Consider the following 26,283-nt stretch of genomic DNA (forward strand, 5'->3'; position numbering starts at 1 on the left):
AAAAATCAACTTCGTGGCCAACCGCGCTGATTATGGGCAGGTCGCTTTGATGAATTGCCCGAGCCACCAGTTCTTCATTAAATGCCCAGAGGTCTTCTAATGAGCCTCCTCCGCGTCCAACAATAATTAGATCAGCCGGCTTGTGACGATTTGCCAGTCGGATAGCGTGCGCGATCTGTTGTGCCGCACCTTCGCCTTGCACGGCTACGGGGATTAGATTGATTTCCATTGCAGGGAATCGACGGCGGCTAACGTGCAAAATGTCGTGAATCACTGCTCCAGTCGGAGATGTGATTATGCAGACTGATCGTGGCATCGTAGGGACTGGTTTTTTATGGCGCTGGTCGAAGAGGCCTTCGGCAGAGAGTTTCAGTTTTAATGCCTCAAAAGCGGCTTGCAGCTCGCCGATTCCAGCGGGCTCCATTCCCTCAGCGATTAACTGATAGTCGCCCCTTCCTTCGTAGAGGCTTAGTTTTCCTCGAACAATGACTTTGTCGCCTTCTTTGGGCTGATAGCGCAACCTCTGGTTAAAGCCGCGAAACATTGCGCAGCGAATCTGTGCTTTGGAATCTTTTAAGGAAAAATACCAGTGTCCTGAGGAGGGTTTGGCAAGTCCCGAGAGTTCGCCAACCACCCACACCTGCGCATAGCTTACCTCGAGCATGCGCTTTACCTGGCGATTTAGTTCAGAAACAGTGAGTGCTGATGGTTTGCGAGCAGGCTGCGGTGTGTTTTCAGAAAAATAAGACATGAGACGCCATGTGGATTGTTGACCGATCGGTCATGAAAATTCTATGCAAATTAGTGATTTACAGCAAGGTAAACAGCAAACTATAATAAACCGCTTTTCTCGGCATGGCTAAGGAATTCTCCGATGTTGCGAATAGCGCAAGATGCATTGACCTTTGACGACGTATTACTCATTCCTGGGTATTCTGAAGTTCTCCCCAATCAGGTAGCCCTGAGCACGCGTTTGACGCGCAAAATAAACCTGAACGTTCCCCTTATATCGGCAGCAATGGACACCGTGACTGAAGCGAACCTTGCAATAGCAATGGCGCAAGAAGGCGGTATCGGCATTGTGCATAAAAACATGACGGCCCAAGAACAGGCGGCGACTGTTCGGGCGGTTAAAAAGTTTGAGAGTGGTGTTGTTAAAGACCCGATAACGGTGACACCAACGACGACTGTTCGAGATGTACTGGAATTGACCAGTGCTCATAAGATTTCTGGTCTCCCTGTTGTGGATGGTAAAGATCTCGTTGGTATCGTGACGGGACGAGATATCCGCTTTGAAAGCCGTCTCGATACGCCTGTGTCGGCGATCATGACACCTAGAGAACGGCTCGTTACCGTCAAAGAAGGTGAAACCACAGAAGCCATTAAAGATATCCTGCACAAAAATCGCATCGAGAAGGTCCTTGTCGTTAATGATGATTTTGAGCTGACTGGCTTGGTGACCGTTAAGGACATGCAAAAGTCTCAAGATTATCCAAACGCGTGTAAAGATGAATTTGGACAGCTCCGAGTAGGTGCTGCGGTTGGCACGGGTGAAGGCACGGAAGAGCGCGTAGCGGCGCTGGTCAAAGCGGGTGTTGATGTCATTGTGGTTGATACTGCGCACGGGCATTCGAAAGGCGTGCTTGATCGAGTTCGTTGGGTAAAAGACAACTATCCTCAAGTAGAAGTGATTGGCGGCAACATTGCGACAGCAGAAGCGGCTGTCGCGCTTGCCGAAGCTGGAGCAGATGCGGTTAAAGTCGGTATTGGCCCCGGTTCTATTTGTACCACGCGTATTGTTGCAGGTGTCGGTGTGCCACAAATCTCTGCTATTGCAAACGTAGCCGAGGCTTTGAAGCCGTTCGATATCCCTATTATTGCTGATGGTGGTATTCGCTTTTCTGGTGATGTATCTAAGGCGATTGTCGCTGGCGCGCATACCATCATGATTGGTAGCTTGTTAGCGGGTACTGACGAAGCACCGGGAGAAGTGGAGCTGTATCAAGGCCGTAGCTATAAAGCGTATCGCGGAATGGGCTCGCTTGGTGCTATGGGGCAAGCCCAAGGTTCAAGTGATCGCTACTTCCAAGATGCTAAATCTGGTGTTGATAAGTTGGTGCCCGAAGGTATTGAAGGTCGTGTCGCCTGCAAGGGGCCAATGAGTGCCATTATTCATCAGTTGATGGGCGGTTTGCGCTCTAGCATGGGCTACACTGGAAGCCAAAATATTGAAGAAATGCGCACTAAGCCTGAGTTTACCCGCATTACAGCGGCAGGTATGAAAGAGAGTCACGTGCATGATGTGACGATCACCAAGGAAGCGCCTAACTATCGAGTAGGTTAATTCTTGCTGTTATTCATGATTCGTTCGACTTGTTGATCACAATAATCGGGAGCATTCGTCTCCCGATTATTTTTTTAAGGTAAATATCGGTATGACCACGTCTGAAACTGCAAACCAGAACATTCACGCACACCGCGTACTCATTCTAGATTTTGGCTCTCAATACACACAGCTAATCGCGCGTCGAATTCGTGAGATCGGAGTGTTCTGTGAGATTCGTGCCTTTGATATGGAAGATGGCGAAATCCGCGATTATGCCCCTAAGGCCATTATTCTCGCTGGTGGTCCAGAATCGGTGACGGGTGAAAATACTCCGCGAGCGCCGCAAGCGGTTTTTGATCTTGGTGTGCCGGTTCTAGGTATTTGCTACGGTATGCAGACCATGGCAGAGCAGCTAGGCGGAAAAGTTGAAGGCTCTGATGTGCAAGAGTTTGGTTACGCGCAAATCGAAGTTACGAATGAAAATCCGCTTTTTAAGGACATTCGAGATCACTTTGGGGAGAACGGCAACGCATTGCTTGATGTCTGGATGAGTCATGGTGACAAGGTTGTTGCAATGCCCGATGGTTTCGAATTAATGGCACTGACCCCATCTTGCCCGATTGCCGGTATGTGCAATGTAGACAAGCATTTCTATGGCGTTCAGTTCCACCCTGAAGTCACTCACACCCTGCAGGGTAAGCGTATTCTTGAGCATTTTGTGCTCGATATTGCTGGCTGCGACGCTTTATGGACGCCAAGCAAAATTGTTGCCGATGCGGTCGCTACGGTAAAAGAGCAGGTTGGTTCAGATCACGTATTGTTAGGCTTGTCGGGCGGCGTTGATTCATCGGTTGTTGCGGCGCTACTTCATAAAGCGATTGGTGATCAACTCACCTGCGTGTTCGTTGATAATGGCTTGTTGCGCCATAACGAAGGCGATCAGGTAATGAAAATGTTCGCTGACAACATGGGCGTTAAAGTTATCCGTGCTGATGCTGAAGACCTGTTCTTAGGCAAACTAAAGGGTGCATCAGACCCTGAAGAGAAGCGTAAAATTATTGGTAATACCTTTATCGAGGTGTTTGATGAAGAGTCATCCAAAATTGAGAATGTGAAGTGGTTGGCTCAAGGCACAATTTATCCCGATGTTATCGAGTCTGCGGCTTCCAAGACCGGCAAGGCGCACGTCATAAAATCACACCACAATGTCGGTGGTTTGCCCGAGGACATGAAGCTTAAGCTCGTTGAACCATTGCGCGAGTTATTTAAGGACGAGGTTCGTAAGATAGGCCTTGAGCTTGGTCTGCCTTATGACATGGTGTATCGCCATCCGTTCCCAGGTCCGGGGCTCGGTGTTCGTATCTTAGGTGAAATAAAGAAAGAATATGCGGATCTGTTGCGTCGCGCCGATCATATTTTTATTGAAGAGCTGCATCGTCATGATCTGTACCATAAAACGAGTCAGGCATTCGCGGTATTTCTACCGGTGAAGTCCGTTGGCGTAGTCGGTGATGCAAGACGATATGAGTACGTGGTATCTCTGCGCGCAGTTGAGACAATTGATTTTATGACTGCGCGTTGGGCGCATTTGCCATATGATTTTCTTGAGCTGGTGTCGAACCGTATCATTAATGAGATTTCTGGCATCTCTCGAGTTACTTATGACATTTCTTCGAAACCTCCAGCCACGATTGAGTGGGAGTAGGTCTAACGGCGTTTCGCCAAGCGGCACCTCGACCTAATGCAGCATAGCGACGAGTACTTCATGCAACAGGCGCTTCGTTTAGCGGAGCGTGCTGCCGAGCATCAGGAGGTTCCTGTTGGTGCTGTCGTTGTGCTGGACGGCGAGATTGTAGGAGAAGGTTGTAATGCGCCGATTGGTAGCTGTGATCCAACGGCGCATGCCGAAGTATTGGCTATCCGAGAGGCTTGCCAGAGAGTGGGTAATTACCGGCTTCCTGAGGCGACCTTATATGTCACTATAGAGCCTTGCACGATGTGTTGTGGCGCCATTGTGCATTCTCGTATTCGGCGTTTGGTGTTTGGTGCGCGAGAACCCAAAGCTGGTGCTGTTCTCAGCCAGAACCGTTTGCTGGAGCACGCTGCAATGAATACGCGCGTTGAAGTCACCTCCGATGTGCTTGCAGAATCTTGTAGTGGCTTGATCTCCTCATTTTTTGACCTTCGCCGCAAGAAAAAGAAGGCCCTCAAGTTAAACAGCAAGACGCCTTGATGGCTTAGATCGCTTCATCAATACAACAAATAAGCGGTCATAAATAATTGCGCATAAAATGTGATAATCAAATGAATCGGTTAAGATTATTTTCTTGAACGGAAACGCGGAGAAAGAGAGCATTATGAAAGTATTGGTAACGGGCGGTGCTGGCTACATAGGAAGTCACGTTGTTAAGCAGTTAGGAGAAGCTGGGCACGATATTGTTGTATACGACAATCTCTCTACTGGCTACGAATGGGCGGTGACTTGCGGAGAGTTAGTGGTTGGTGATGTCGGCGACTTTGACAAGCTTGATGCGCTATTTACCGAACACACTTTTGAGGCGGTGTTGCACTTCGCTGCAAATATTGTCGTCCCTGAGTCGGTTGAGAATCCGCTTAAATACTATGGCAACAACACGCGCAATACCCTAAACCTGTTAAGCGTTATTCAAAAACATCAGACGCCATACATGGTATTTTCATCGACGGCGGCAGTATATGGCATGCCGGATGAGAAGGTGTTGACAGAAGATATGCCTTTAGCACCGATTAACCCCTATGGTGCGTCGAAGATGATGAGCGAGCAGATGATCCGTGATCTGTCATTTGCAACAGGTCTTAAACATGTCATTTTGCGCTACTTTAATGTTGCCGGTGCAGATCTTCAAAGCCGAATTGGCCAAGCAACCCCCGAAGCAACGCACTTAATTAAAGTTGCCTGTGAGTGTGTTACCGGCGCCCGCACCGGGATGAAAGTATTTGGCACCGACTATGAAACTCGTGATGGCACATGTATTCGCGATTATATCCATGTCGATGATTTAGCAAAGGCGCATGTTATGGCGCTAGATTACATGGCAAAAGGTGGTGACTCGCAAATCATGAACTGTGGCTATGGTCGTGGTTTTACGGTGAAAGAAGTGATCGACGTTGTGAAAGAAAAATCCGGTGTTGATTTCTCGGTAGAAGAGACAGAAAGGCGCGCGGGCGATCCAGATGCATTAATGGCCGACAATACGAAAATAAAACAAACGCTTGGCTGGGCACCGGACAATGATGATCTTGGCGTGATTGTGCAATCGGCGCTAGATTGGGAAGCTGTTTGGCAAACCAGGCGCGATGGTGCATAAGTATGTCTGGTTTTGTTCTGGATTCTAGGTTAGAGAGCGACACAGTATTCTTGTTCGACTGGCCGCTTTGCCGTGTTGTTCTGATGAATGATGCGCATTATCCTTGGTGTATTTTGATTCCGAGAGTTGTGAAACCCTCTGGCGACCAAGTGACTGAGTTATACCATTTGGATGACGCGCAGCGAGCGCAACTGGACAAAGAGAGTAATGTGCTGTCAACGCATCTGATGGAACGCTTTGATGGCGACAAATTGAATATTGCCGCGCTTGGCAATGTGGTTGCACAACTGCACATTCACCATGTTGTTCGTTTTAAGATAGATCATGCATGGCCTGCGCCTGTTTGGGGAAAATTTGCAGCGACGCCCTATGAGGTGACCAGGCTTGAGGCATTGCGAAGCGGCCTCGTTGACAGTTTAGCAAAGCAGTTTTCCTGAGTCTGATATACGATGTCGAGAAGAGGCTAGGGCGCGCGTGTCAACGCTTTCTGTTCGTCAGCATTACCTAGAGCGCTATGCCGAACCAGAGGCTCAAGAACTATGGCGGAGTGATTCTGCCTTGTCGCAGATAGGGCAGGGAGTAAAAGAGTTATTTGTTCTACCCGCCTATGATGAGCGCATTGACGTGCTCTCATCGTTCCTTGAGATGCCAGCGCATCAGAACCTGCTTTCTATTTGGGTATTGAATGCGCCGCATCCGGTGGTCGATAAAACCAAAGCCAGATTACGCACCCAAAAAACGCTTGAGCACTTCACGAAGTCGCTTCAAGCAAAAGAAATCTCGTCACGCCTGTATCTTGCCCAAGTAAGCCAAAACCACCAGGTTCTTATTGTTGATCGCTGCTCTGAGGGAAATACCATTGACCCGAAACACGGAGTGGGTTTAGCGCGAAAAATTGGAGCAGATATCGCCATCGCAGTTGCTCAAACGAATCTCGATATTGGCTGGTTACACTTTTGCGATGCGGATGTCGCGTTACCTGATCGATATTTCTCTGCGGTACGAGACGGCTTGTGTATTGGGGCGAGCGCTAGATCGCCAAGTGCCATGGTATATCCGTTCACGCACAAGGCAAGCAAAGGTCTCGAGCTTGAAAGCGCTTTGTATGACTTTAAGCTTCGCTATTATGTTGCTCAGCTCAGTGGGGCAGGCTCGCCTTACGCCTACCACGCATTGGGCTCGACGATGCTGATCAACCTAGATGATTATTGCAAAGTGCGAGGCGTACCGAAGCGCCCGGCAGGCGAAGACTTTTATCTTTTAAACAAACTCGCGAAACATAATGGTGTGGTGAGTTTGGATGAGCCGGAACTGTCGATCGCAGGCAGAGATAGCGAGCGGGTGCCTTTTGGCACCGGACCGGCCCTGATTAAGATTGGTCAGCATCAACAAGCACTGCAAGACTATCGTTATTATCACCCCAAAAGCTTCAAAGCGCTTGGAAGATTGCGGTTTGTGCTTAATAATAGCGCCGCTGAAATTTCCCCAGAGAGGTTTTTGGCAAGGCTTGAGTCCTCGGTGAGCCAAGATCACGTATTACCTGACGTGCTTGATTCATTGCGCTTTGATCGGTTTCTGTTGCATTGCAGCAAACAAGCATTGCACGGACAAAGAGCACTGGCTGCGTTTGACGATTGGTTTGATGCGTTTACCACCCTTAAGTTTGTTCATGCCTGCAGAGATTTGTTCTACGAGGATTTGCCATTAGGTGCGTTGATCGAGCATGGAGCTGAGCTTCCGGCTGATCTGCTTGAGCAGTACAACACCATATTAATGAACTGGAGTGCTTAGTGAGAGAAGAAATATCGAGGTTTATAGCTGGCCTGGAACCCTGGCAGTACGAGGTTTCTGGCGGTTTTAAGCTTCGTGGCCACTACACACCGCCCTCCGGAAAACCTGTGATCCATTTTTTACATGGGAACGGGTTTAATGGTTTGGTGTATGAGAAGTTTTTAGGGCCCTTGTCCAAACACTTCGATCTATTCCTGAGCAATGCTCAAGGCCATGGCGATAGCGATGCAGGCGAGCGTTTTACTAACTGGGACGACAGCGCGCATTACTTTTCAGAGGTTTGGCAACATTACTCTAGCATGTGGAATGATGTTCCTCGCGTTGGACTAGGGCACAGCTTTGGCGGAGTAAATACGCTTCTAATGGCTGCTGCTGATTCCATGCTGTTTGATCGTATCATTATGCTCGATCCGATCATCGGATCGCGGGCGTTCACCCTTGCCGCAAACGGGATGCAGTTTCTTGGCTTGTCAAAGTATCTACCGATGGTCAAACAAGCGAAAGTGCGCGGAACATACTGGCACGATGAAGACGCTATGTGGCGATACTTCTATCAACGAGGCACGTTTAAAGGCTGGGATGACGACTGCCTACATTCCTACATCAGGCATGGAATGCGCGCCTCGGAGAAAGGAGGTTTTGAGTTAAAATGCCCGCCGCGCATTGAGAGCGCTATTTTTGCCAGCTATACCTCTGCGATATGGACCTCACTCAGTGCGCTGCAAATTCCGGCTGACATGCTTTACGGCAACAAAACCTATGAGTTTGTACGAAATACACTGCCAAAGCTGGAAAAAAACTATGACCTAGTGAGCGTGCATGAGGTTGAGGGCGGCCATTGCTTTATGCAAGAGCGGCCCGAGGAGTTCGCAGAGCATATTCTTTCATTGTTACAAGATGCGCAATAATTCCTCATCTTGTGCGGTTTATCCTTTAAGTTTGCGACGCATATTCAAACGAAAGTCATTGCTCATATGACGTAGAAAGTAGCGCAATGTGTGAATTTTTGGGTTTGGCGCTAAACCTTTTGATAGCAAAATCATTTGCCAGTAATAAAAACCTACTTGGCCGTAGCTGTTGATGGCCTTTATCAGGTTCGAACTGCTGTTGTTGCCCCAAAATCCTTTGCCCATGACCAGCTGGTTCTCATAGTCATCGAGCGTGTCGATAGCGCCATCTATGAGTTTTGCAGGGCAATCGGTTTGTGTGCAAAGAGGGCGAGCTAAACCGATCATATCGAGCTCTTTGTCGGCAAGTGCCTTTTCCATGACGGATCGCGATCGGAATCCTCCCGTAACCATCAGAGGTATGTTTGCGGCCTCTTTGATACGTTTTGCATACTCGATAAAATACGCCTCACGCTTTCGCGTACTTTCTCGTACTTCGGTCGGCTCAACACCAATCAAGCTCAGCTGCTCGTAGGTGCCTCCAGAAATTTCAAGTAGATCGACCCCTTCTTCTCCCAGCCACTTTGCCACCTGCATGCATTCTTCAAAGGTGAAGCCATCTTTTTGAAAATCTGCAGAATTGAGCTTTACGCCAATAGGGTAGGTTGGCCCTACTTTTTCTCGAACCGCTGCAATAATGTTTCGCAACAGCCGCGCGCGATTCTCGACACTGCCTCCCCACTTATCTGTTCGTGTATTCACACGAGGTGAGAGAAACTGGCTGAGTAAATAACCATGAGCACTATGAATCTGCACTCCACTAAAACCGGCTTGCTGACAAAGTTCAGCCGAACGAGCAAAGCGTTTGATCACATCGTTGATGTCTTCTTCGCTCATTGCTCTAGGCTTGCCAAAATTACCCAGCATGTCGAGTTGAACTTCTGAAGGGGCGAGAGGTTGGCGATTGACGAGCTTCGGGCACTGACGTCCTGGATGGTTCAACTGTACCCAGCATTGATTTCCAGCGACCTGAGAGGCGTTCGCCCACGCTTTAAAGGCTGGGAGGTTTTTATCGTCTTCCAAAACCACGTTCCCTGCGCGTTCGAGGTAGCGACTGTCAATTTGAACATTACCGGTGATATGTAGTCCGGCGCCGCCATGTGACCATGAGCGATAAAGCGTTTCCAGTGCCTTTCCGGGGAGATCGCCGGGTTCCGCAAGCCCCTCGGTCATGGCGCTTTTCGCAATTCGGTTCGTCAGTTCCGACCCGCACGGGAGTACTAAGTTGGTTCCTAAAAGTGAGCTCATCTCTGATCCTATTCGAGTGATACGGCGTGGTTATTATGCTTCTTTATGCTTTGATCTTATTTTATGTGACGAAGTTCACTATAATCGCCGCTTTGGAATAATCGAGGCAGTATTAACGATGCGCGATGAAAGCATTTTATTGAAACAAGTTGAGTCTTTTATTTCCGTGTTGGCACAATGCCAAGCATTGGGAATTACGGTCACATCCGCGCGGGAAAATGAATTAATACTCGAACTGCCATACTCAGAGAGAATTATTGGCAATCCCGACTCGAAGGTGATTCATGGTGGAGCGATAACGACACTGATGGACACCACCGCTGGCGCAGCCGTTTTATGCGCTATGCCGGAATTTGAGCTGTGCCCCACCTTAGATTTGCGTGTTGATTACATGCGCTCTGCGCGGCCTGGATATCCAGTCTACGCCCGTGCTAGTTGTTACCGCGTCACCAACAACATTGTTTTTATGCGATGTGAAGCCTATCAAGTGGATAGAACGGTAGCGCATTGTGTTGCAACATTTATGCGCATGGGTGCGAAGGGAATACCCTCTCTTGAGCATATGACGAAGGGCATTGATGTGCCTCACTTTCCGGCACCAAAGATGCATCACCTAGAGGGTGACTTGAAAACGCTTCGGCAGTCTGTGCTTGCGTCGGGTCAGCATGACGCATTGATTGAAGCGATTCCTTACGCCAAGCATATTGGAGTGGAATTTGATGGGGATGTCGAGTCAGGCCTTTTCAAACTGACTCGCAACCATAGCAATTTGGGTAACCCGATTTTGCCTGCGATTCACGGTGGGGTTTTGGGTGGATTTATGGAAATGTCGAGTAGCTTACATCTCTTGGCGACCCAGCCTGTTGAGTCATTTCCAAAAATCATTGATTTCTCTATCGATTATTTGAGAGCCGGTATGGATACCGATACGTTTGCGCTTTGTGAGGTCACTCGACAAGGAGGACGTGTCGCAAATGTAGAAGTGCATGCTTGGCAAGAGTCCCAAGACAAGCCTATTGCTCTTGCTCGAGCACACTTCTTGATTGAATGATGTGCCGGCTGAGCAGCAATTTGAAGCTGCTCAGCCGTTGCTTTAGCTATTAGTGCCCCGGTGTTGCCGTTTGGTCCGTTTTAAGTTTGAAAATTTGATACGGACCTTTTTCAGCAATATAGCTGTCGGGCTTGGCCATCACGTATTGAAGTGCGCTCGCTGTGACGTATAGATACCCATCAGGGCCAAAACTAAAGCCATCCGGCCAGCGTAATTTTTTATCTTTGTATAGAGTCTTCATCTCTCCAGACGGCGACATAACGATAATAGCTGAATGCTCTAAGTCTGAAATATAGATGTTTCCAGCATTGTCTGTCGTAATACCATCGCTCATTGTTTTTTCTGCAAATGCTTCGATACGACCATAGAGCGTCTCTTTAGGTAAGTTTGGCTCAAGTAAGTCGGCTACTCGTATGCGATGCATCATGTTGTCCGTTACCGGTGCGAAATATAACCACTCGCCATTTCTGTCTAATGCGATTGAGTCTACGCCGGGACGAATGGCGAAAACGCCAAGCATCAGCATCTTCTCGCCTTCTACAAACGGGATAAAGTTGTCTGGATCGACAGAGTCGTGGTCTTCGATAACGCGACGTGCCGATTGCGTTTGCACATCATAGACGATAAGGGCTGGGCTCAAGCCAAAGATGCTTGCATCAGCAATGAATATATAGCGGCCGGTAGGGTCTACCTGAAAATCGTTTAGGTGTGAGCCAAGAGGCGCAATGTCGCTCTCGAACACATAGTGATGCACAACGTCCATCGAAGAAAGGTCGATCGCGACAATTTGTGGCGTGCCGCTTCCATGGTTGGCGTAGTCGAGCAACCATAAGCGATTTTGTCGGTCGATGCGCATCGAGAGAACGGTTTCAATATTCAATTCAGAAGGTGCGTTGAAGCGCAGCTCAGTTGGCTCGCCATTTACTAACTCTGCAAGATTGTATTCAGGCCGACCTTCGGGGTGATAAGTGAAAAATATGCGCCCTTGTTCGCTCACGGCAATATTGCCCGGAGGGTAAGGAAGATCAGCGACTAGCTCGAGTTTGGACGGATCGAGAATGGGTGTCGAGCTGCGATCTGGGAACGCTTCTCCACCGCCGTAGATGGCATCTAAAACAGCGGCGCTCAAACCGATGAAGACGACGATGGAAAACAGAAAAATAACAAAGGCTCGCAACATGGGAAAGGTATCTTGTTTTTTTATGGAGTAGGGATGTTCGTGGGCGGGAAGTCTAAAGTCAAGTGCGCTTGATAGACAGCTAGTCGCGTGAAGAAATTTGTCTGCTTTAGTCTTGAATTATCTCTCTTCGTCCCTACATACAGTTGCAGCTTAAAAAATGGCTTCGTGCTGTTTTTGGACAACCCTTCAACTCCAGTCGAGCGCTGAGCAAGGGTTCTTTTTTTAAATCAATTAACGTTATTCAAAAGAGAGATCATTGGTATGTCTGAATCAGAGAATCTTAGCAAGAATGCTGAAACGCTAGGCTTTCAAACGGAAGTGAAGCAACTACTTCACCTAATGATTCATTCCCTTTACAGCAACAAAGAAATCTTCCTAAGAGAATTGATTTCTAACGCATCAGATGCAGAGGATAAGCTTCGTTTTGAGGCGCTTTCAAACGATGCGCTTTATGAGAACGATGGTGATTTAAAAATTCGCCTCGACTTCGATAAAGACGCTAAGACAGTCACCATTACCGATAATGGTATCGGGATGACTCGGGACGACGTGATCAACAACCTCGGTACAATTGCGAAGTCTGGTACGGCCGACTTTATGTCTAAGCTAACGGGCGACAGCAAACAGGATTCGCAGTTGATTGGCCAGTTTGGTGTTGGTTTCTACTCGGCGTTCATTGTCGCTAAAAAAGTGGAAGTGTTTACCCGTCGCGCGGGTGTTGCTGCCGAAGAGGGTGTGCACTGGACTTCAGAGGGTGAAGGTGAATTTACAATTGAGACCGTTGATCGCCCTCAGCGCGGTACGTCAATTGTGTTGCATTTGAAAGATGATGAGACTGAATTTGCCGATGGCTGGCGCTTGCGCGGTCTTGTGAAGAAGTATTCAGATCACATTTCTTTCCCGGTTGTTATGAAATCTGAGCCAATGCCTGCGGAAGAAGGCGAAGAGCAGAAAGCACCTGAAGATGAGACGGTAAACGAAGCGACGGCGCTTTGGACGCTTTCAAAATCTGAAGTGTCAGACGATGACTACAAGTCGTTCTATAAGCACATTTCACACGATTTCCAGGACCCGCTCACTTGGTCGCACAACCGTGTTGAAGGCAAGCTGGATTACACGAGTTTGCTCTATATTCCTTCCAAAGCGCCATTTGACCTCTATAACCGTGACGTTCCTCGGGGCTTAAAACTTTACGTTCAGCGTGTGTTTATTATGGACGAAGCGGAGCAGTTTTTGCCGCTATACCTTCGCTTTGTGAAAGGTATCGTCGATACGCGTGATCTATCTTTGAACGTATCTCGTGAAATTCTACAAAGCGATAAAACAGTCGACAGCTTGCGCACAGCGCTGACCAAGCGCGTTTTGGATACGCTGTCAAAAATGGCCAAGAACGACGCTGAGAAGTACCAAGAGTTCTGGAACGAGTTTGGTCAAGTAATCAAAGAAGGGCTTGGCGAAGACTTCTCTAATAAAGAGAAACTAGCGAAGCTGCTTCGTTTTGCTTCAACGAATGGCGATAGCACTCAAAATGTATCACTTGATGATTACGTCGCTCGTATGTCTGAAGGGCAGGAGAAAATTTATTATATTTCTGCTGAAAGTCATGCCGCAGGTTTATCAAGCCCTCATATGGAAATCTTCCGTAAGAAAGGGATTGAAGTGCTTGTGCTGAGTGATCGAATAGATGGATGGATGATTTCATACCTGTCTGACTTCGAAGGCAAGCATCTGCAAGATGTGACCAAGGGGGAGTTGGATCTTGGTGAGGCAGAGGCTGAAGAAGACAAAAAGCAACAGGAAGAAGCGAGCAAAACCTACGAAAGCTTGATCAAGCAGATCAAAGAGCTGCTATCTGACAAAGTGGATGAGGTGCGGATGTCGAATCGTTTGACCGATAGCCCTGCTTGTTTGGTCGCTGGTGCACACGATATGGATGCACAGATGAAGAAGATTATGGAGGCCGCAGGTCAGCCTGTTCCTGAGAGTAAGCCAAGCTTTGAAATCAACGGCGATCATCCTCTTGTTAAGCAACTGAATGACGAGCAGGATGATGAGCGTTTTAACGACCTAACGCTTGTATTGTTTGATCAGGCCGCACTTGCCATGGGCGATCAATTGAAAGAGCCTGGCGCATTTGTAAGTCGATTGAACAAATTGCTTTTAGATTTGTCTAAATAGCGATTTAGCGATCTTAGTCCCTTAGGGAGCCTTAAAAAACCTGCCGCTCGTTCCGCGCGTCAGGTTACCCCGGCTCCCTTTTTTTATGTATGCTTGATGTCGAAACGTATCATTCGGCGAGATAGGAAAAGTACATGATAGAGCACGTAAGTGCGGTGATCATCGTTAAGAATGCTGCAGACACGATTCGTGAGACGCTTGAGTCGTTAAAGGCGTTTCAGGAGGTTGTTCTGTACGACAATGGTTCAAGTGACGACACGCTCTCAATCGCCTCGGAATACCCCAATGTACTTATCTTTGAAGGGAAGTTTGTTGGCTTTGGAAAGACCAAACAAGCGGCTGTGGCGTGCGCAAGTAATGACTGGGTGCTTTCTCTTGATGCGGATGAAATGGTCAGTCCAGAGCTTTCAGAGTTTCTTGAGGGGTGGCTACCCAATCAGGATCCAACCATTGCGATTAAGCTGCTGCGTAGAAACTATCTGATGGGCAAGTATGTGAAATACGCTGGTTGGGGTGGCGACTGGTTGGTTCGTTTGTTTAACCGAGAAGCGCATAACTTTAATGATAATGACGTCCATGAGTCCGTTGCATTGCATGATGGTAGCGCAGTTAAAAAGCTGTCTTATCCGATAGATCACAATGCTGTACAGCATTTGGGGCAGTTCTTGGTTAAGGTGGATCGGTACACCGAGATCAATCGTCAAAGTGGGAAGAGCTACCCTCCTGCGATTATTTTCTTCAAAGCCATGTGGCGTTTTTTCGAAAGTTTTATTCTGAAAGGCGGTATTTTGGCTGGCTGGAGAGGGCTAGCGATTTCTTGGTCAAACGCCAATGGTGTTTTCTATAAGTACATGAAGCCCTACGCTGACAAACATAAAGACTGACCTTGGGTGGCGTTGAACGTGACTTCTATGCTCGCTTAGATTAAGCGAGCGAGAACACCTTGAACCCAAAGCATGTAAATAGCGGTGCCGCTGAAAATACTAATTAACGCGTTTTTGAAAAGCAGGTGTGCGCTCACCACTACAGCAAGGCTGACCAGCTCTGGTAAGCCGTGATTTCCGCTTGTCCACTGCACGCCTTTCAAACAGTACATCACCAATAGGGTCATGACGGCCGGGGGCAAATATCGGCCCAAAAATAGAACGACTGGATGCTGTTGATCGCTAAAAAGCCAGAATGGCAGTGCGCGGGTGATGAACGTCGCAATGGCCATCGTGGCGATAAAAGCGAGTAAATATGCTAAGTCCATGGTTTCAACCTGTATTTCATCAGTAGTGACGCGAGGGTAAGACTCAGGGATACCAAGAGCATATTTTGCGGTTGGGCGAAGTAGAGCGCGATGGCTCCGCATGTAATAGCGATTAGAAACGGGGCTAGCGTCCTTACTGCTTTATATTGCTCGATAACCAACACCATAAAGAGGGCTGTTAAGGTAAATTCCAACCCTTGCGTATCGAAACTGCCATTCTTGCCGAGGAGTTCTCCCAATAAGGCACCCAGTGTACAGCCAAGCACCCAGTAGCTTTGATTGAGGCAGGTAATTGTCAGTTGCTCTTCGCTGAGTGAGCCTGAGTCGTGATCGCAGCCTCTTTCTTCTTTGTCTTTTGTCTGTTTTAAAGAGGTCAGCAATGAGTAGGTTTCATCTGTTAGGCCAAAGATGAGATACCAACGGCGCCAGCCTTTCACTTTGAATTCTTTCAGTAGGGATAGACCATAGAATATATGACGCGAATTGAGAAGGAGGGTCGTCATGGCGACTTCTAACATTCCCGCTCCAGCCGCAAGTAAACCTACTGCCATAAACTGTGCGGCACCTGCAAAAATAACCACGCCCATCAGTGTGGCATAGTACCAATCGTATTCTAGCTCTGAGAACAGTACACCAAACGCCATGCCCATCGGCACATAACCAAACATCACGGGCATCGTTTTGTTGAGAGCAGATTTTAAGACGCGCGTGTTCATAGGTTTTCGTATACGTGTTCGTAGCGCTGAGCTGCCCGCTGGATACTGAAGCCTTCGATAAATTCAGGGGCGCGAACGCTTATTTCATGTATTAGTTGGTCATCACTGACTAATCGAAGCAGCGCATGCGCCAGTGCTTCTGCGTCTCCCACATCAATTAATAGACCATTTACCTCGTGTTGAATCGCGTCGGGGATGCCGCCTGCACGTGTTCCAATAACCGGAACACCTGCCAGGGTTGCCTCCAGCAATACGGATCCCATTCCTTCTGTGTGTGAGGGAAGCACCACAACATCTGCGCGTGCAAACCATGTGCCCATGTCATTTTGGCGACCAAGGAATTCCACGTTTTTCAGACCACTCGCTTGCTCTTGCAGCGCCTTAAGTTCGGGACCGTCTCCGAGCAAGCAGAAATGGATGTCGGTATGTTTCGCTAGGCGCTTGGCTGCTGAAATAGTGACATCAAAGCCCTTATGCTTGTAGAGTTTCGCTGCCTGAATGACCACGAACTTATCTTGATACTTACTGCAAAGTGAACTCAGCAAGTTTTCATCCACGGGATAGCTTATGGGTGAGTCGTTCACAACATTTGTGCTTGTGTCAGGGAACTGGGCTCTAACAACGCTCTCAACGGCATGGCTGACGCACACAATGCATGCGGCTTTTCGATAAGCTATGTTTGAGAACCATTTGTCTTTGAAAGCATTATCGATACGACGGGTAATAATATACGGTGTTTTGAACAATATGTGTTGTAGTAAGGCCCAGTACACTGCTTGGCCTTCGTGTACATGAACAGCGGCGGAGTCTTGCGTAATGCTTTTGCTATGACCGGTAAGATAGTGCCGAACTTCGTGGACAGTGCAGGCGAGCTTTTTACACGTTTCTGCAAAGGGGCTGGCAGTCTTCGCAACGACGTTCACCTTGTGGCCAAGGCGAATATGTTCCTTTATAAGCGCGAGTGTTTGACTTTCACCGCCGCTAAAACCGCGGGCAAGATTAACGTGGCAAATGTTCAAGGCAAGCGCATCCATTCATTAGAAAACGCTAGTTTACTCAGTCTTTGGCATAGACCCAAGTTTGATTTCGACCGCCTTCTTTGCTGGCATACAGTGCTTGATCTGCTTGTTCCAACCATGCTTTGTAATTTACTAGCTCTGGGTCAGCCTGGCTGATGCCTAGGCTTATTGTGAAACGGATTTCATTGCCATCATGCATTACTGTGCACTTCTCAACGGATTTTCTGAGGCGCTCACAAAAATAGACTGCGGAAGCATCATCCGTATTTTGCAAGATGACGCTAAACTCTTCGCCGCCATATCGCCCTGCTATGTCCGTTTTTCGCAAATTATCGCGGACTAACTCAGCGACGCGCTTTATAACTGCATCTCCCGCTGGGTGGCCGTACGTGTCATTTACTTTCTTGAAATGATCGATGTCGAGCATAACCACAGAACATTCCGTCTTATAGCGTGTAAAGCGCTCGTATTCCCTAATCAAGCATTCTTCCCAGTATCCACGATTAAATAGCTGAGTGAGTCGATCTGTTCGACTAAGCTGCTCGAGCTCTCCATTTACCTTCTCGAGCGCCTTTCGATTGGCGACTATGTCGGTGACGTCGTAGATGATTATCACCGCCTGATTAACACTTCCATCGAGAGACAGCAGCGGTGAGATCGTGATGTTCTGATACATGAATTCTTCAGTACCAGTAATCGGACGATAGTTTGGAAACTTGAATAAATAGGGTCTTTGTTCCCAGGTGATGAAAGAGCGATTCTTTAACGCAAATACGGTACTTGCTTTCTGGCGGAGCCAGCCTTCAGGTAAGTCCTCAAATTGCTTAAACAGATTCTTGTCGCGAATAAGGTCTGAGGATACGCCGCTATGACTCTCCATGAAGCTGTTCCAGACCTTGACGTTAAATTCCTGGTCGATCACGACTAGGCCCACGTCTACTGTCTGGAGCATATCCAGAAGCCAGTGGAATTCCTTCATTTGTTCGAGTGCCGCATCCATAGGTCTAGTTCAGTAAGTAGTTGATCTGTTCATATAACTTATCGAGTGAGTCCTCTGTAAAAAGAAGCAAAAGGTCACACGATATATTGTGGTTTTCTATGGTGTAGTTAATTTCTACCGCAAGGGTTTGCTTCCATCGGTTTGCGTTTGCACCGATGAGCTCATTGACTTGGACATGCTGCCCCAATACTACGGGATGTCCTTGGCTAAATACCAAATCCAGTTGATCTGCCAAACCATTAATACAGGCGCCGGATAAAATTCCTGCCATCTCCATAAGCAACTCAAGCTCTGCCTTTCGATCGATTTCGCCTTGAAAATTAAGCAGTGATGCCATGTCACTGAAGCTAGCATCATTGAATATAAGTAAGGATTCACCAGAGATGCCGGAACCAATAAAACCTTGGCATACAGCAGAGTAGCTGGACGTATCTTCCGTTTGCGCTAGAGCCATCTCAAGCTCACCAACTTCAATTAGATTGACGTTAGGGATAGGGAGTTTGACAAAAACGTTCAGGTAGCGAGCGAGTAGATCTGCTGCCTGACCCATAGCGACATTGCTCGCTTCCTGCATATATTCTCGGTAGTCGATATGCGCGAGGCTTTCAACAGCCTCTTGGCGATTTTTGCAGGTCTTGTCGCCGCTCTCTGATGATACGTCTGAAGCGCGGTACAGTCCGTAGTTTTCTAGTAGGCTGTTAAGCACCCCTTCATCAATTGGTTTTTTAATGAAGTCGATTGCACCGAGGCGTTTCACCCTTTCGTGAGCTTCGGGCTGAATGTCTCCAGAAACGACGACGCTGACACAAGGAAGCCCAAGTTTAGCGATCATCTCGAGTGTCTCGTAGCCATCCATGACAGGCATATTGAGGTCGATGAACATGACCTCTGCTTCGCCAGCTTTTAACAGCGTCAGCGCTTCGGCACCGTGCTCTGCGAACTGTAGTTCGATATCCCAATCTTCCGGGAGCGATGCTGCCATGTGCTTGCGCGCAAGCTTGGAATCATCGCAGATTAGTACTTTAGTACTCATTCGGCCGTTTTATCCTTGGTTCAATGCCTCCTAACAGTAAAGATCATGCGGCTCTGCTATTCAAGTACGCGCTAACAATTTGATTCGCGTATAATTTTCGAATCGAGCAGGAGGTTGCAATGAGTTCATGGAAACAGGCTGTCCAAGCGCAGCTGTTATTTGCGCAGAAAATGCTGTCAGAAGCCCAAGATCTTGAGGCTTCTGGCGCGCCTTTATTAGGCGTTAGGATGTATCAAAACGGTGCAATTTTGAGTGCGCGCGAGCTTTGGGCGTGCTGGTTGAATGAGTGGGTGGGGCTATTAGCACCCAAAGCAAAGAAGGCACGGGTTTTGTCTTTGCAAGACTTTGAGCAAACGTTTGCTGGCTCTCCCAGTCTTGATCAACTAAAGGCAGAGTTAAAGCAACCTGATAGTTGGGTAAAGGGTTTTATAGAATTGGAGCGATTAAATGCAATAGATTGGGCCGACTCAGCTAGCATGGCGGATAAAAAAACAAATGATGAGAACGCGGTTGTTTATGACGGGCTAAGCATCGTTCAGCTCGATATTCGACCGTGCTCTGTATTAAACGGCCTCAATGATATCTCCCGAATGTTAACAGAGTTAAAACTGTTTATTGAGCATGTCAGAGAACAGCATTCAGAATGGTAGTTGTGTTACCATATCGACCAAATTAAGACAGTAGTTCGGAGTCAGTGTGAGTACAGATAGTTCGTTTTTGGAAATTGTAGAGCAAGACGACGGAGAGTTCGTGCTTAAGCGCATGGATGACGAAGAAGCATTGGTGACTATTCAGTTTTCAGAAGAAGTTATTGAGTATCTTCGCGAACACCAGGTTGATGTTGCCAAGGCTATGATCGGCGCAGGTGTCCAAACTGCAAGCGCGAAAACGCGCGCAGCATATGAAGCAAAACAGGAAGACGAAGTGCCTTCGACGATTCATTAAACGAGGGCCTTCGATGCACACATCTCGAAAGGCTGAAACTTCGAGCGGTTAATTCTAATCTTCAAAACAACTTTAAATGGGGCGTAAAGCCCCATTTTTTATTTCAGCTCGCTATTAACGGCTCCGCAGAACGATACCATGGCTGTCTCCTTGCATCGAAGCTTTCTCTAAACGTTCAAATGCTTCATTGCTAATGCCCTGTGACCATAATATGGCGGCATGGCAGGTGCCCATCGCTAATGCTTTTTCGCACAAATCCGCAGCGGCGCTATGGTCAGTTGAACGCAATATCATAATCTCATCTAGGCCAGCTTGTCGCTCGTCTTTCCAGCGTTGCAGGAGCTCCGTTGGTGGGTCAATCAATGCCAGCCAACGCTGCTCCTGATTCAGGCGCGTAAGCATTGGCAGTAGCATTTGCACGCTATCGGATTTGGCTTTGGCGATAATAATCTCGGTTACATTCGCTTCTTTTGCAGGGCTCTTGTTCGGCCCTATTGTCGATTGCTGAATGCCTCTCTGTTCATATTCGGGGGAGTGTAGTAGGTCTGTTTGGATGTATGCTTCGTTCATTGCAAGGTATCCTTTCGAATGACGCCAACCGCAAGACCTTCAATGGCCAACGGCTGTTCTTTGAGATCAACAATAATTGGATCGAATTCTTCGTTTTCCGCGTGTAGCTCAACAAGGTGTTTGTTTTTGAAGAAACGTTTGACGGTTACTTCATCTTCTAGTCTTGCGACAACGACTTGGCCATTGCGAGCCTGCTCAGTGCGATGCACCGCGAGTAAGTCTCCGTCGAGTATCCCTATGTCCTTCATACTCATGCCACGTACTCTTAACAAGTAATCGGCAGCCGGATTGAAAAATTCTGGCTGAAGGGAGCAGTAATCTTCGATGTTCTCTTCACCAAGAATAGGGTTGCCGGCGGCAACCTGGCCGACTATCGGAAGCCCCAAGTCTTCCTCTTCTTGAGGGAGTCGGATACCGCGGCTGGCGCCTGGCACAATTTCTATCGCGCCTTTTTTAGCAAGGGCCTTGATGTGATCCTCGGCTGCATTCGGAGAGCGGAAGCCCAGCGCGAGAGCGATTTCAGCACGAGTAGGCGGGTATCCTGTCTCTTCAATGTGCGTTTTGATCAGCGCCAATACTTCGCTTTGCCGTTTGGTGAGCTTTTCCATGGGTGTTTCCCGTCGATATGTATCTGTTGTTATATCCAGTAACTGTAAATGTATACAGGGTTTTGGGTTTTGTAAAGTCGATGGATCAATCTTTTCCAAGTCATGCTCTATTCAGCGCTCTGTTGGCTAGGCAAAATGTGTCGCAGATAAGAATAAAGAGAGTGTCTGACATGTTGGGAAAAGAGCTTCGTTGGAGTGTGTTTGCGGTTATTTTTGCGTTTGCGCCGGTTGTTGCATCAGAACCAGAGGTTGAGTTAGGGATCGAGTGGCGAGGTTTTGCCGAACCGGGGTTTTATGGGCAGGATCAGTCTCGCTTCTCGGCCAGAGGTGAGTTGGGTTATGACGGCGCCATGCTCAGCGGCGATTACGAATTATTGCTTTTTGGCCGCTACGATGTTCATGACGACGAGCGCACGCATCTAGATTTGCGCGAAGCATCCTGGGTTTACGTTGGTGACGAGTGGTCGTTAAAGGGCGGAGTTAGCAAGGAGTTCTGGGGGGTGACGGAGTCTCTGCACTTGGTCGATATCATCAACCAGACGGATGGTGTAGAAGCTGTAGATGACGAGGACAAGCTTGGTCAGCCTATGCTCAAGCTAGCAAGCGAAAAAGAGTGGGGGACGATCAGTCTTTTTTGGTTACCTTATTTTCGAGAGCGCAGTTATCCAAGCCTCGATGGCCGCTTGGCGCTTCCGTTTGAAGTGCGGGCAGATGAGGCGCAGTTTGAATCCGGTGCTGAGAACAAACATCAGGATGTTGCACTGCGCTACGCACATTATATTGATGAGTTAGAGTTTGCGCTTGCGCATTTTTCAGGAACGGCGCGTGATCCTTTATTGGTTTTCAATAACAATCCCCTTGACCCTGCCTTTATTCCCTTTTATCAACAGATTGATCAAACAAGCCTCGAGGCGCAGTACATTTATGATTCTTGGCTCTTGAAGCTAGAGGCTTTAACCAATAAAGGTCTTGGAGATCGCTACGCCGCTGCAGTTGCTGGCTTTGAATACACGCAGGTTGGGATTTTTGAAAGCTACGCCGATTTGGGGTGGATCATCGAGTATCTTTTTGATGAGCGCAAGAATGACGTGAGCGTGATTTTTGAAGATGACGTGTTCATTGGTTGGCGCTATGCATTTAATGATGCCGACTCTTCGGAAATCCTGTTTGGGGGAATTTTTGATACCCATACTGATGAGAGAATCTACTCGCTTGAGGCCAGTCAGAGGATTAGCAGTGACCTCAAGGTTTTTGTTGAGGCATGGATGTTCGAAGGTTTGCCAAGGCTAACGCCGACTTCCGGCCTAGATTCTGATAAGAAAACACAATTTCTCCAGACCGAAGACTTCATTCAGCTGGAGCTCGTGAAGTACTTCTAAATTACAAACATCTTATAAGGTTATTTAGTCACAATATTTCACATTTTAGGACAATGAACATAAACTAGACGATATAGAAGAATATGAATAACAATTAGCTTGGTCGATGACGTTTCCAAGCAGGCGAGGCGAGCCGTGATAGACGTGTTAGTAGTGGACGATCATGACCTCATTCGAGCGGGCATTGCGCGTATGCTCGAAGATGATGGTGCTATCCAAGTAGTTGGGGAGGCGGCCTCTGGAGAGGATGCGGTTACTATGGCGCGTGATCTGGCCCCTTCGATTATTCTTATGGATATGAAGATGCCCGGAATTGGCGGCCTAGAGGCGACTCGACGGATCAGAAGTGCCTGTCGAAATTCAAAGATCGTTGTCGTATCAGGCTGCACGGATACGCCATTCGCTCAGCGTGTACTTAGTGCAGGCGCCACCGGATATGTTTCAAAAAGCAGTCATATTTCAGAAATTATTAAGGCGATAAAAATAGTCGACCTGGGCGAGCGCTACCTTAGTGCTGATATCGCGCAAAATATTGCCTTAAATGATAGCGCAGACCCATTCGAAGACCTATCAAGTCGCGAGATGCAAATAGCGTCCATGATCATTGATTGTAGAAAGGTTCAGGATATATCTGATGCGCTTTGCCTTAGCCCAAAAACAGTGAATACCTATCGCTATCGTATTTTTGAAAAGCTAAAGATCCAAAGTGACGTGGAGTTGACCCTCTTAGCGCTTAAGCATGGGCTGTTAGAAGTTGATGCCGCCGGGTAAACAAACACAAAACCATCCCGCATCTTTCGATGCAAAATCATATTTAAAAAACCTTTCTTTGGCCCCCGGCGTGTATCGCATGTTCGATGCCGTGGGCGACATACTTTATGTTGGCAAGGCTAAGAGCTTAAAAAAGCGTGTCTCGAGTTATTTTCTCAAGCAAGATCATGCGCCTAAAACAAGGGCGCTGGTTTCAAAGATTGCCAATATTGAAGTTACGATCACCAACAGTGAAACCGATGCGCTGATTCTTGAGCAAAATCTGATTAAGGAGTTGAAGCCTCCTTACAATATTTTGCTTAGAGATGATAAGTCCTACCCCTATATCTATTTAGCCAGTGATAAAGAATTTCCTTCTTTGAGTCTCAAGCGTGTTCGTAGCAAAGGCAAAGTGGGGCAATACTTTGGACCGTTTCCGAATGCGCATGCGGTGCGCGAAAGTCTAGGATTGTTGGAGAAGCTATTTAAGGTGCGCCAGTGTCAGGAATCATTCTATCGGAATCGTTCTCGCCCTTGTTTGCAGTACCAAATAAAACGCTGTAAAGCGCCTTGTGTTGGCTTGGTGAGTGAAGAGGAGTATCGACAAGACGTTGAGCATGTTGTGATGTTCTTGCAAGGCAAGAACCCTGAGCTAATTCGTCAATTGATCAAAGAGATGGAGAAAGCTTCGGTCGATTTAGATTTTGAAAAAGCAGCAGAGCTGCGTGATCAGATCCAATACTTGCGCCATGCACAGGAAAGTCAAAGTGTTGAGTCAGGCATTGCAGATCTTGATGTCATCGCCATGAGCGATGGGCCAGGTATTAGTGTGTATTCGATGCTCTTTATTCGTAAAGGGCGTATTTTGGGACACAAAAACTACACACCTAAAGTCTTGCTCGACGAAAGTCAGGAAGAGCGACTACAAGGTTTTTTAGAGCAATACTATGTGGGTTCTGGTGTTGAGAAGGACTTGCCGAGTGAGGTGATTCTGCCTTTTAGCGTTCCGGATAAAGAAATGCTCAGCGATGCGCTCCAGAGTGTCGCCGGCAAGCAGATTCGTTTTGCCCATAAAGTGAAAACGATTCGTGCACAGTGGCAGAAACTTGCTCAGACCAATGCGGATAATGCGCTTAAGACGTATCTCGCGAACAAAGAAAACGTTTTTCAGCGCGTTGATTCGCTTCGTACATTATTGCAATTACCGGCGCTTCCCAAGCGAATGGAGTGCTTCGATATTAGCCATAGTTCCGGCGAGAAGACAGTTGCATCCTGTGTTGTGTTTAATGATCAGGGGCCGCTCAAATCTGATTATCGAACCTTCAACATTGAAGGTATTGAACCTGGAGATGATTACGCCGCCATGCGTCAGGCGCTTTCACGTCGTTATCGAAAAGTAAATGATGAGCCTACCAAAAGGCCAGACATTATTTTTATTGATGGCGGCAAGGGGCAGCTGAATATGGCTATTGAGGTTATGAGTGCGTTAAACGCTAGCGACATTTTGTTGCTCGGTATTGCGAAAGGCACAACCCGTAAAGCGGGTTTTGAAACTCTGTTTATTCCTGATGGGCAGGGCGGTCTGAAAACGATACAATGCGCAGCCGATGAGCCCAGCTTGCATTTAATGCAGCAAATACGTGATGAGGCGCATCGATTTGCGATAACTGGGCATAGAAAGCGGCGCGATAAGAGTCGTCCTCAATCTCAGCTTGAGGTGATTGAAGGCGTCGGTCCTACACGTCGGCGTGCTCTCATTAAGTATTTCGGTAGTGTGCAGGGAATTAAAACGGCCTCAATCGAAGAAATAAGTAAGGTTGATGGCATTAGCAGTAATCTTGCAGAACATATTTATCTCAGTTTGCATGGCGACTGAGTAGAGACAAGAAAATGAACTTACCGAATATTCTGACTCTGTCACGAATCGTCTTGATTCCTGTTTTCGTGATCGCATTTTATCTACCTTATGATTGGAACTATTACGCGTGTGCCGCGGTTTTCTGGATTGCCGGCGTGACCGATTGGTTTGATGGTTATTTGGCTCGAAAGTGGGACCAGATGACGCCTTTTGGAGCCTTTCTTGATCCTGTTGCAGACAAGCTCATGGTCACGATTTCTCTAGCTGTAATTATCGAAGAGTTTAGTGTTTGGTGGATTACCATTCCGGCTATTGTCATTGTTGGTCGAGAGGTGGTTGTTTCAGCGCTACGTGAATGGATGGCGGAGCAAGGTAAGCGCGAATCGGTAAAGGTTGGTTATATTGGTAAAGTGAAGACCATGTGTCAGATGAGCTCGATTTTCTTTTTGCTTATCGGTGCAAAGGTTGATGAGTCATTTTGGTTTGGATACGGTCTAATGGTATTTGCAGCGATCCTTACTATGTGGTCAATGGTGCAGTATCTATCGGCCTCTTGGGGCACTATGTTTGGTAAAGAGAGCCTAGGCGGTGGCGGCCAGGAGCGTCATTAGTATCCGTAGCCGAAGTAATTAAATTTTGCTGCAGAACTTGCTTGACTCTTTTAATCGATTCGTTAATATATGCGCCTCTTCGCAAGGCATGTCCTAGCGCGATGAAAAGTTTACGCGGGAATAGCTCAGTTGGTAGAGCACGACCTTGCCAAGGTCGGGGTCGCGAGTTCGAATCTCGTTTCCCGCTCCAAATAAAATGCCTCGGAAACCCCGAGGCGTTTTTGTTAAAAGCACACTATAATCTGTGAGGCTTTTAAAGGCGCTCTAGAAAAGCGCTGAGTACGATAGTACGACCAAAGGTAAAGAGTGCACTGGATGTAGCAATCCATGTTCATCGAAGGCACTTAAACANCTTGCACAAGATGGCGCGATAGCAAAGCGCTGAGTACGATAGTACGACCAAAGGTAAAGAGTGCACTGGATGTAGCAATCCATGTTCATCGAAGGCACTTAAACACCTTGCACAAGATGGCG

Annotated in this window: 26 protein-coding genes and 1 tRNA gene; 17 read left to right on the forward strand and 10 right to left on the reverse strand. The window is 47.6% G+C overall.

What is annotated here, in order from left to right:
* A partial coding sequence (xseA, locus tag A3750_RS09510; protein ID WP_068548209.1) for an exodeoxyribonuclease VII large subunit occupies positions 1–751 on the reverse strand: 751 nt, incomplete at its 3' end.
* Between the two features lie 123 nt (positions 752–874).
* On the opposite strand from xseA, the gene guaB reads away from it, so the two are divergent.
* The 7 genes from guaB to A3750_RS09545 all read left to right on the forward strand — a co-directional run bounded on the left by guaB (position 875) and on the right by A3750_RS09545 (position 8,372).
* Positions 875–2,344, forward strand: coding sequence for an IMP dehydrogenase (guaB, locus tag A3750_RS09515; RefSeq protein WP_068450709.1), 1,470 nt, complete (start codon positions 875–877; stop codon positions 2,342–2,344).
* 91 nt (positions 2,345–2,435) lie between these two features.
* Positions 2,436–4,031 carry a glutamine-hydrolyzing GMP synthase gene (gene guaA, locus A3750_RS09520; protein ID WP_068450712.1) on the forward strand — a complete coding sequence of 532 codons (1,596 nt, stop codon included), beginning with the start codon at positions 2,436–2,438 and terminating at the stop codon, positions 4,029–4,031.
* A 36-nt stretch (positions 4,032–4,067) separates the two neighbouring features.
* Complete coding sequence (tadA, locus tag A3750_RS09525; RefSeq protein WP_068450717.1) at positions 4,068–4,559, forward strand: tRNA adenosine(34) deaminase TadA; 492 nt, start codon at positions 4,068–4,070, stop codon at positions 4,557–4,559.
* 124 nt (positions 4,560–4,683) lie between these two features.
* Positions 4,684–5,673 (forward strand): UDP-glucose 4-epimerase GalE, encoded by a 990-nt coding sequence (gene galE, locus A3750_RS09530; RefSeq protein WP_068450720.1) that lies wholly within the window; start codon positions 4,684–4,686, stop codon positions 5,671–5,673.
* Between the two features lie 2 nt (positions 5,674–5,675).
* Entirely contained in the window at positions 5,676–6,110 is a 435-nt protein-coding gene (locus A3750_RS09535; RefSeq protein WP_068450731.1) for an HIT domain-containing protein, read from the forward strand.
* Between the two features lie 37 nt (positions 6,111–6,147).
* Complete coding sequence (locus A3750_RS09540) at positions 6,148–7,464, forward strand: hypothetical protein (protein WP_068450734.1); 1,317 nt, start codon at positions 6,148–6,150, stop codon at positions 7,462–7,464.
* Positions 7,464–8,372, forward strand: a complete 909-nt coding sequence (locus A3750_RS09545; RefSeq protein ID WP_197474983.1) for an alpha/beta fold hydrolase — start codon at positions 7,464–7,466, stop codon at positions 8,370–8,372. Before A3750_RS09540 ends, A3750_RS09545 begins: the two co-directional genes overlap by 1 nt.
* Before the next feature lie 18 nt (positions 8,373–8,390).
* Here the strand turns inward: A3750_RS09545 and A3750_RS09550 are convergent, their stop codons facing one another.
* On the reverse strand, positions 8,391–9,659 hold the full coding sequence (locus A3750_RS09550; RefSeq protein ID WP_068455902.1) for an NADH:flavin oxidoreductase/NADH oxidase family protein: 1,269 nt from the start codon (positions 9,657–9,659) through the stop codon (positions 8,391–8,393).
* Between the two features lie 118 nt (positions 9,660–9,777).
* Between A3750_RS09550 and A3750_RS26820 the strand changes: the two genes are divergently transcribed.
* Positions 9,778–10,710, forward strand: a complete 933-nt coding sequence (locus tag A3750_RS26820) for a PaaI family thioesterase (protein ID WP_068455905.1) — start codon at positions 9,778–9,780, stop codon at positions 10,708–10,710.
* A gap of 49 nt (positions 10,711–10,759) precedes the next feature.
* Here A3750_RS26820 and A3750_RS09560 read toward each other — a convergent pair whose 3' ends face one another.
* Positions 10,760–11,890: an SMP-30/gluconolactonase/LRE family protein gene (locus A3750_RS09560; protein ID WP_068548210.1), complete on the reverse strand. Its 1,131-nt coding sequence runs from the start codon at positions 11,888–11,890 to the stop codon at positions 10,760–10,762.
* 261 nt (positions 11,891–12,151) lie between these two features.
* Here A3750_RS09560 and htpG point away from each other — a divergent pair, with 261 nt between their 5' ends.
* Both htpG and A3750_RS09570 read left to right on the forward strand, forming a co-directional pair.
* Entirely contained in the window at positions 12,152–14,068 is a 1,917-nt protein-coding gene (gene htpG / locus A3750_RS09565) for a molecular chaperone HtpG (protein WP_068548211.1), read from the forward strand.
* A gap of 134 nt (positions 14,069–14,202) precedes the next feature.
* A complete protein-coding gene (locus tag A3750_RS09570) occupies positions 14,203–14,952 on the forward strand; it encodes a glycosyltransferase family 2 protein (RefSeq protein ID WP_068548212.1) in 750 nt (249 codons plus the stop codon).
* 35 nt (positions 14,953–14,987) lie between these two features.
* Here the strand turns inward: A3750_RS09570 and A3750_RS09575 are convergent, their stop codons facing one another.
* The 5 genes from A3750_RS09575 to A3750_RS09595 are packed head-to-tail and all read right to left on the reverse strand — an operon-like array spanning position 14,988 to position 19,088.
* A complete protein-coding gene (locus A3750_RS09575) occupies positions 14,988–15,320 on the reverse strand; it encodes a branched-chain amino acid transporter permease (protein WP_068455917.1) in 333 nt (110 codons plus the stop codon).
* Positions 15,311–16,036, reverse strand: a complete 726-nt coding sequence (locus tag A3750_RS09580; RefSeq protein WP_068548213.1) for an AzlC family ABC transporter permease — start codon at positions 16,034–16,036, stop codon at positions 15,311–15,313. The genes A3750_RS09575 and A3750_RS09580 overlap by 10 nt, the downstream gene beginning before the upstream one ends.
* On the reverse strand, positions 16,033–17,070 hold the full coding sequence (locus A3750_RS09585) for a glycosyltransferase family 4 protein (protein ID WP_082873246.1): 1,038 nt from the start codon (positions 17,068–17,070) through the stop codon (positions 16,033–16,035). The genes A3750_RS09580 and A3750_RS09585 overlap by 4 nt, the downstream gene beginning before the upstream one ends.
* Before the next feature lie 22 nt (positions 17,071–17,092).
* The gene (locus A3750_RS09590; RefSeq protein ID WP_068451190.1) at positions 17,093–18,055 is read right to left on the reverse strand and encodes a GGDEF domain-containing protein; all 963 of its coding nucleotides are present in this window, start codon (positions 18,053–18,055) and stop codon (positions 17,093–17,095) included.
* A gap of 4 nt (positions 18,056–18,059) precedes the next feature.
* Positions 18,060–19,088 (reverse strand): response regulator, encoded by a 1,029-nt coding sequence (locus tag A3750_RS09595; protein ID WP_068451193.1) that lies wholly within the window; start codon positions 19,086–19,088, stop codon positions 18,060–18,062.
* A gap of 119 nt (positions 19,089–19,207) precedes the next feature.
* Between A3750_RS09595 and A3750_RS09600 the strand changes: the two genes are divergently transcribed.
* On the forward strand, positions 19,208–19,738 hold the full coding sequence (locus tag A3750_RS09600; RefSeq protein WP_068451196.1) for a hypothetical protein: 531 nt from the start codon (positions 19,208–19,210) through the stop codon (positions 19,736–19,738).
* 46 nt (positions 19,739–19,784) lie between these two features.
* Positions 19,785–20,033, forward strand: coding sequence for a hypothetical protein (locus tag A3750_RS09605; protein ID WP_082862980.1), 249 nt, complete (start codon positions 19,785–19,787; stop codon positions 20,031–20,033).
* Positions 20,034–20,147: 114 nt separating this feature from the next.
* Here A3750_RS09605 and A3750_RS09610 read toward each other — a convergent pair whose 3' ends face one another.
* Both A3750_RS09610 and lexA read right to left on the reverse strand, forming a co-directional pair.
* On the reverse strand, positions 20,148–20,603 hold the full coding sequence (locus A3750_RS09610) for a SulA-like leucine-rich domain-containing protein (RefSeq protein ID WP_068520952.1): 456 nt from the start codon (positions 20,601–20,603) through the stop codon (positions 20,148–20,150).
* Positions 20,600–21,211: a transcriptional repressor LexA gene (lexA, locus tag A3750_RS09615; protein WP_068451201.1), complete on the reverse strand. Its 612-nt coding sequence runs from the start codon at positions 21,209–21,211 to the stop codon at positions 20,600–20,602. The genes A3750_RS09610 and lexA overlap by 4 nt, the downstream gene beginning before the upstream one ends.
* A 161-nt stretch (positions 21,212–21,372) precedes the next feature.
* On the opposite strand from lexA, the gene A3750_RS09620 reads away from it, so the two are divergent.
* From A3750_RS09620 to A3750_RS09640, 5 genes are all read left to right on the forward strand, one after another.
* Positions 21,373–22,590, forward strand: coding sequence for a hypothetical protein (locus A3750_RS09620; RefSeq protein ID WP_156498508.1), 1,218 nt, complete (start codon positions 21,373–21,375; stop codon positions 22,588–22,590).
* Positions 22,591–22,725: 135 nt separating this feature from the next.
* Positions 22,726–23,361 (forward strand): response regulator, encoded by a 636-nt coding sequence (locus tag A3750_RS09625; protein ID WP_068548216.1) that lies wholly within the window; start codon positions 22,726–22,728, stop codon positions 23,359–23,361.
* Positions 23,348–25,216 carry an excinuclease ABC subunit UvrC gene (gene uvrC / locus A3750_RS09630; RefSeq protein WP_068548214.1) on the forward strand — a complete coding sequence of 623 codons (1,869 nt, stop codon included), beginning with the start codon at positions 23,348–23,350 and terminating at the stop codon, positions 25,214–25,216. The genes A3750_RS09625 and uvrC overlap by 14 nt, the downstream gene beginning before the upstream one ends.
* A 14-nt stretch (positions 25,217–25,230) precedes the next feature.
* Entirely contained in the window at positions 25,231–25,809 is a 579-nt protein-coding gene (gene pgsA, locus A3750_RS09635) for a CDP-diacylglycerol--glycerol-3-phosphate 3-phosphatidyltransferase (protein ID WP_068456653.1), read from the forward strand.
* 114 nt (positions 25,810–25,923) lie between these two features.
* A tRNA-Gly gene (locus A3750_RS09640) sits at positions 25,924–25,999 on the forward strand.
* Positions 26,000–26,283: the final 284 nt, after the last annotated feature.

Source organism: Oleiphilus sp. HI0079 (assembly GCF_001635105.1).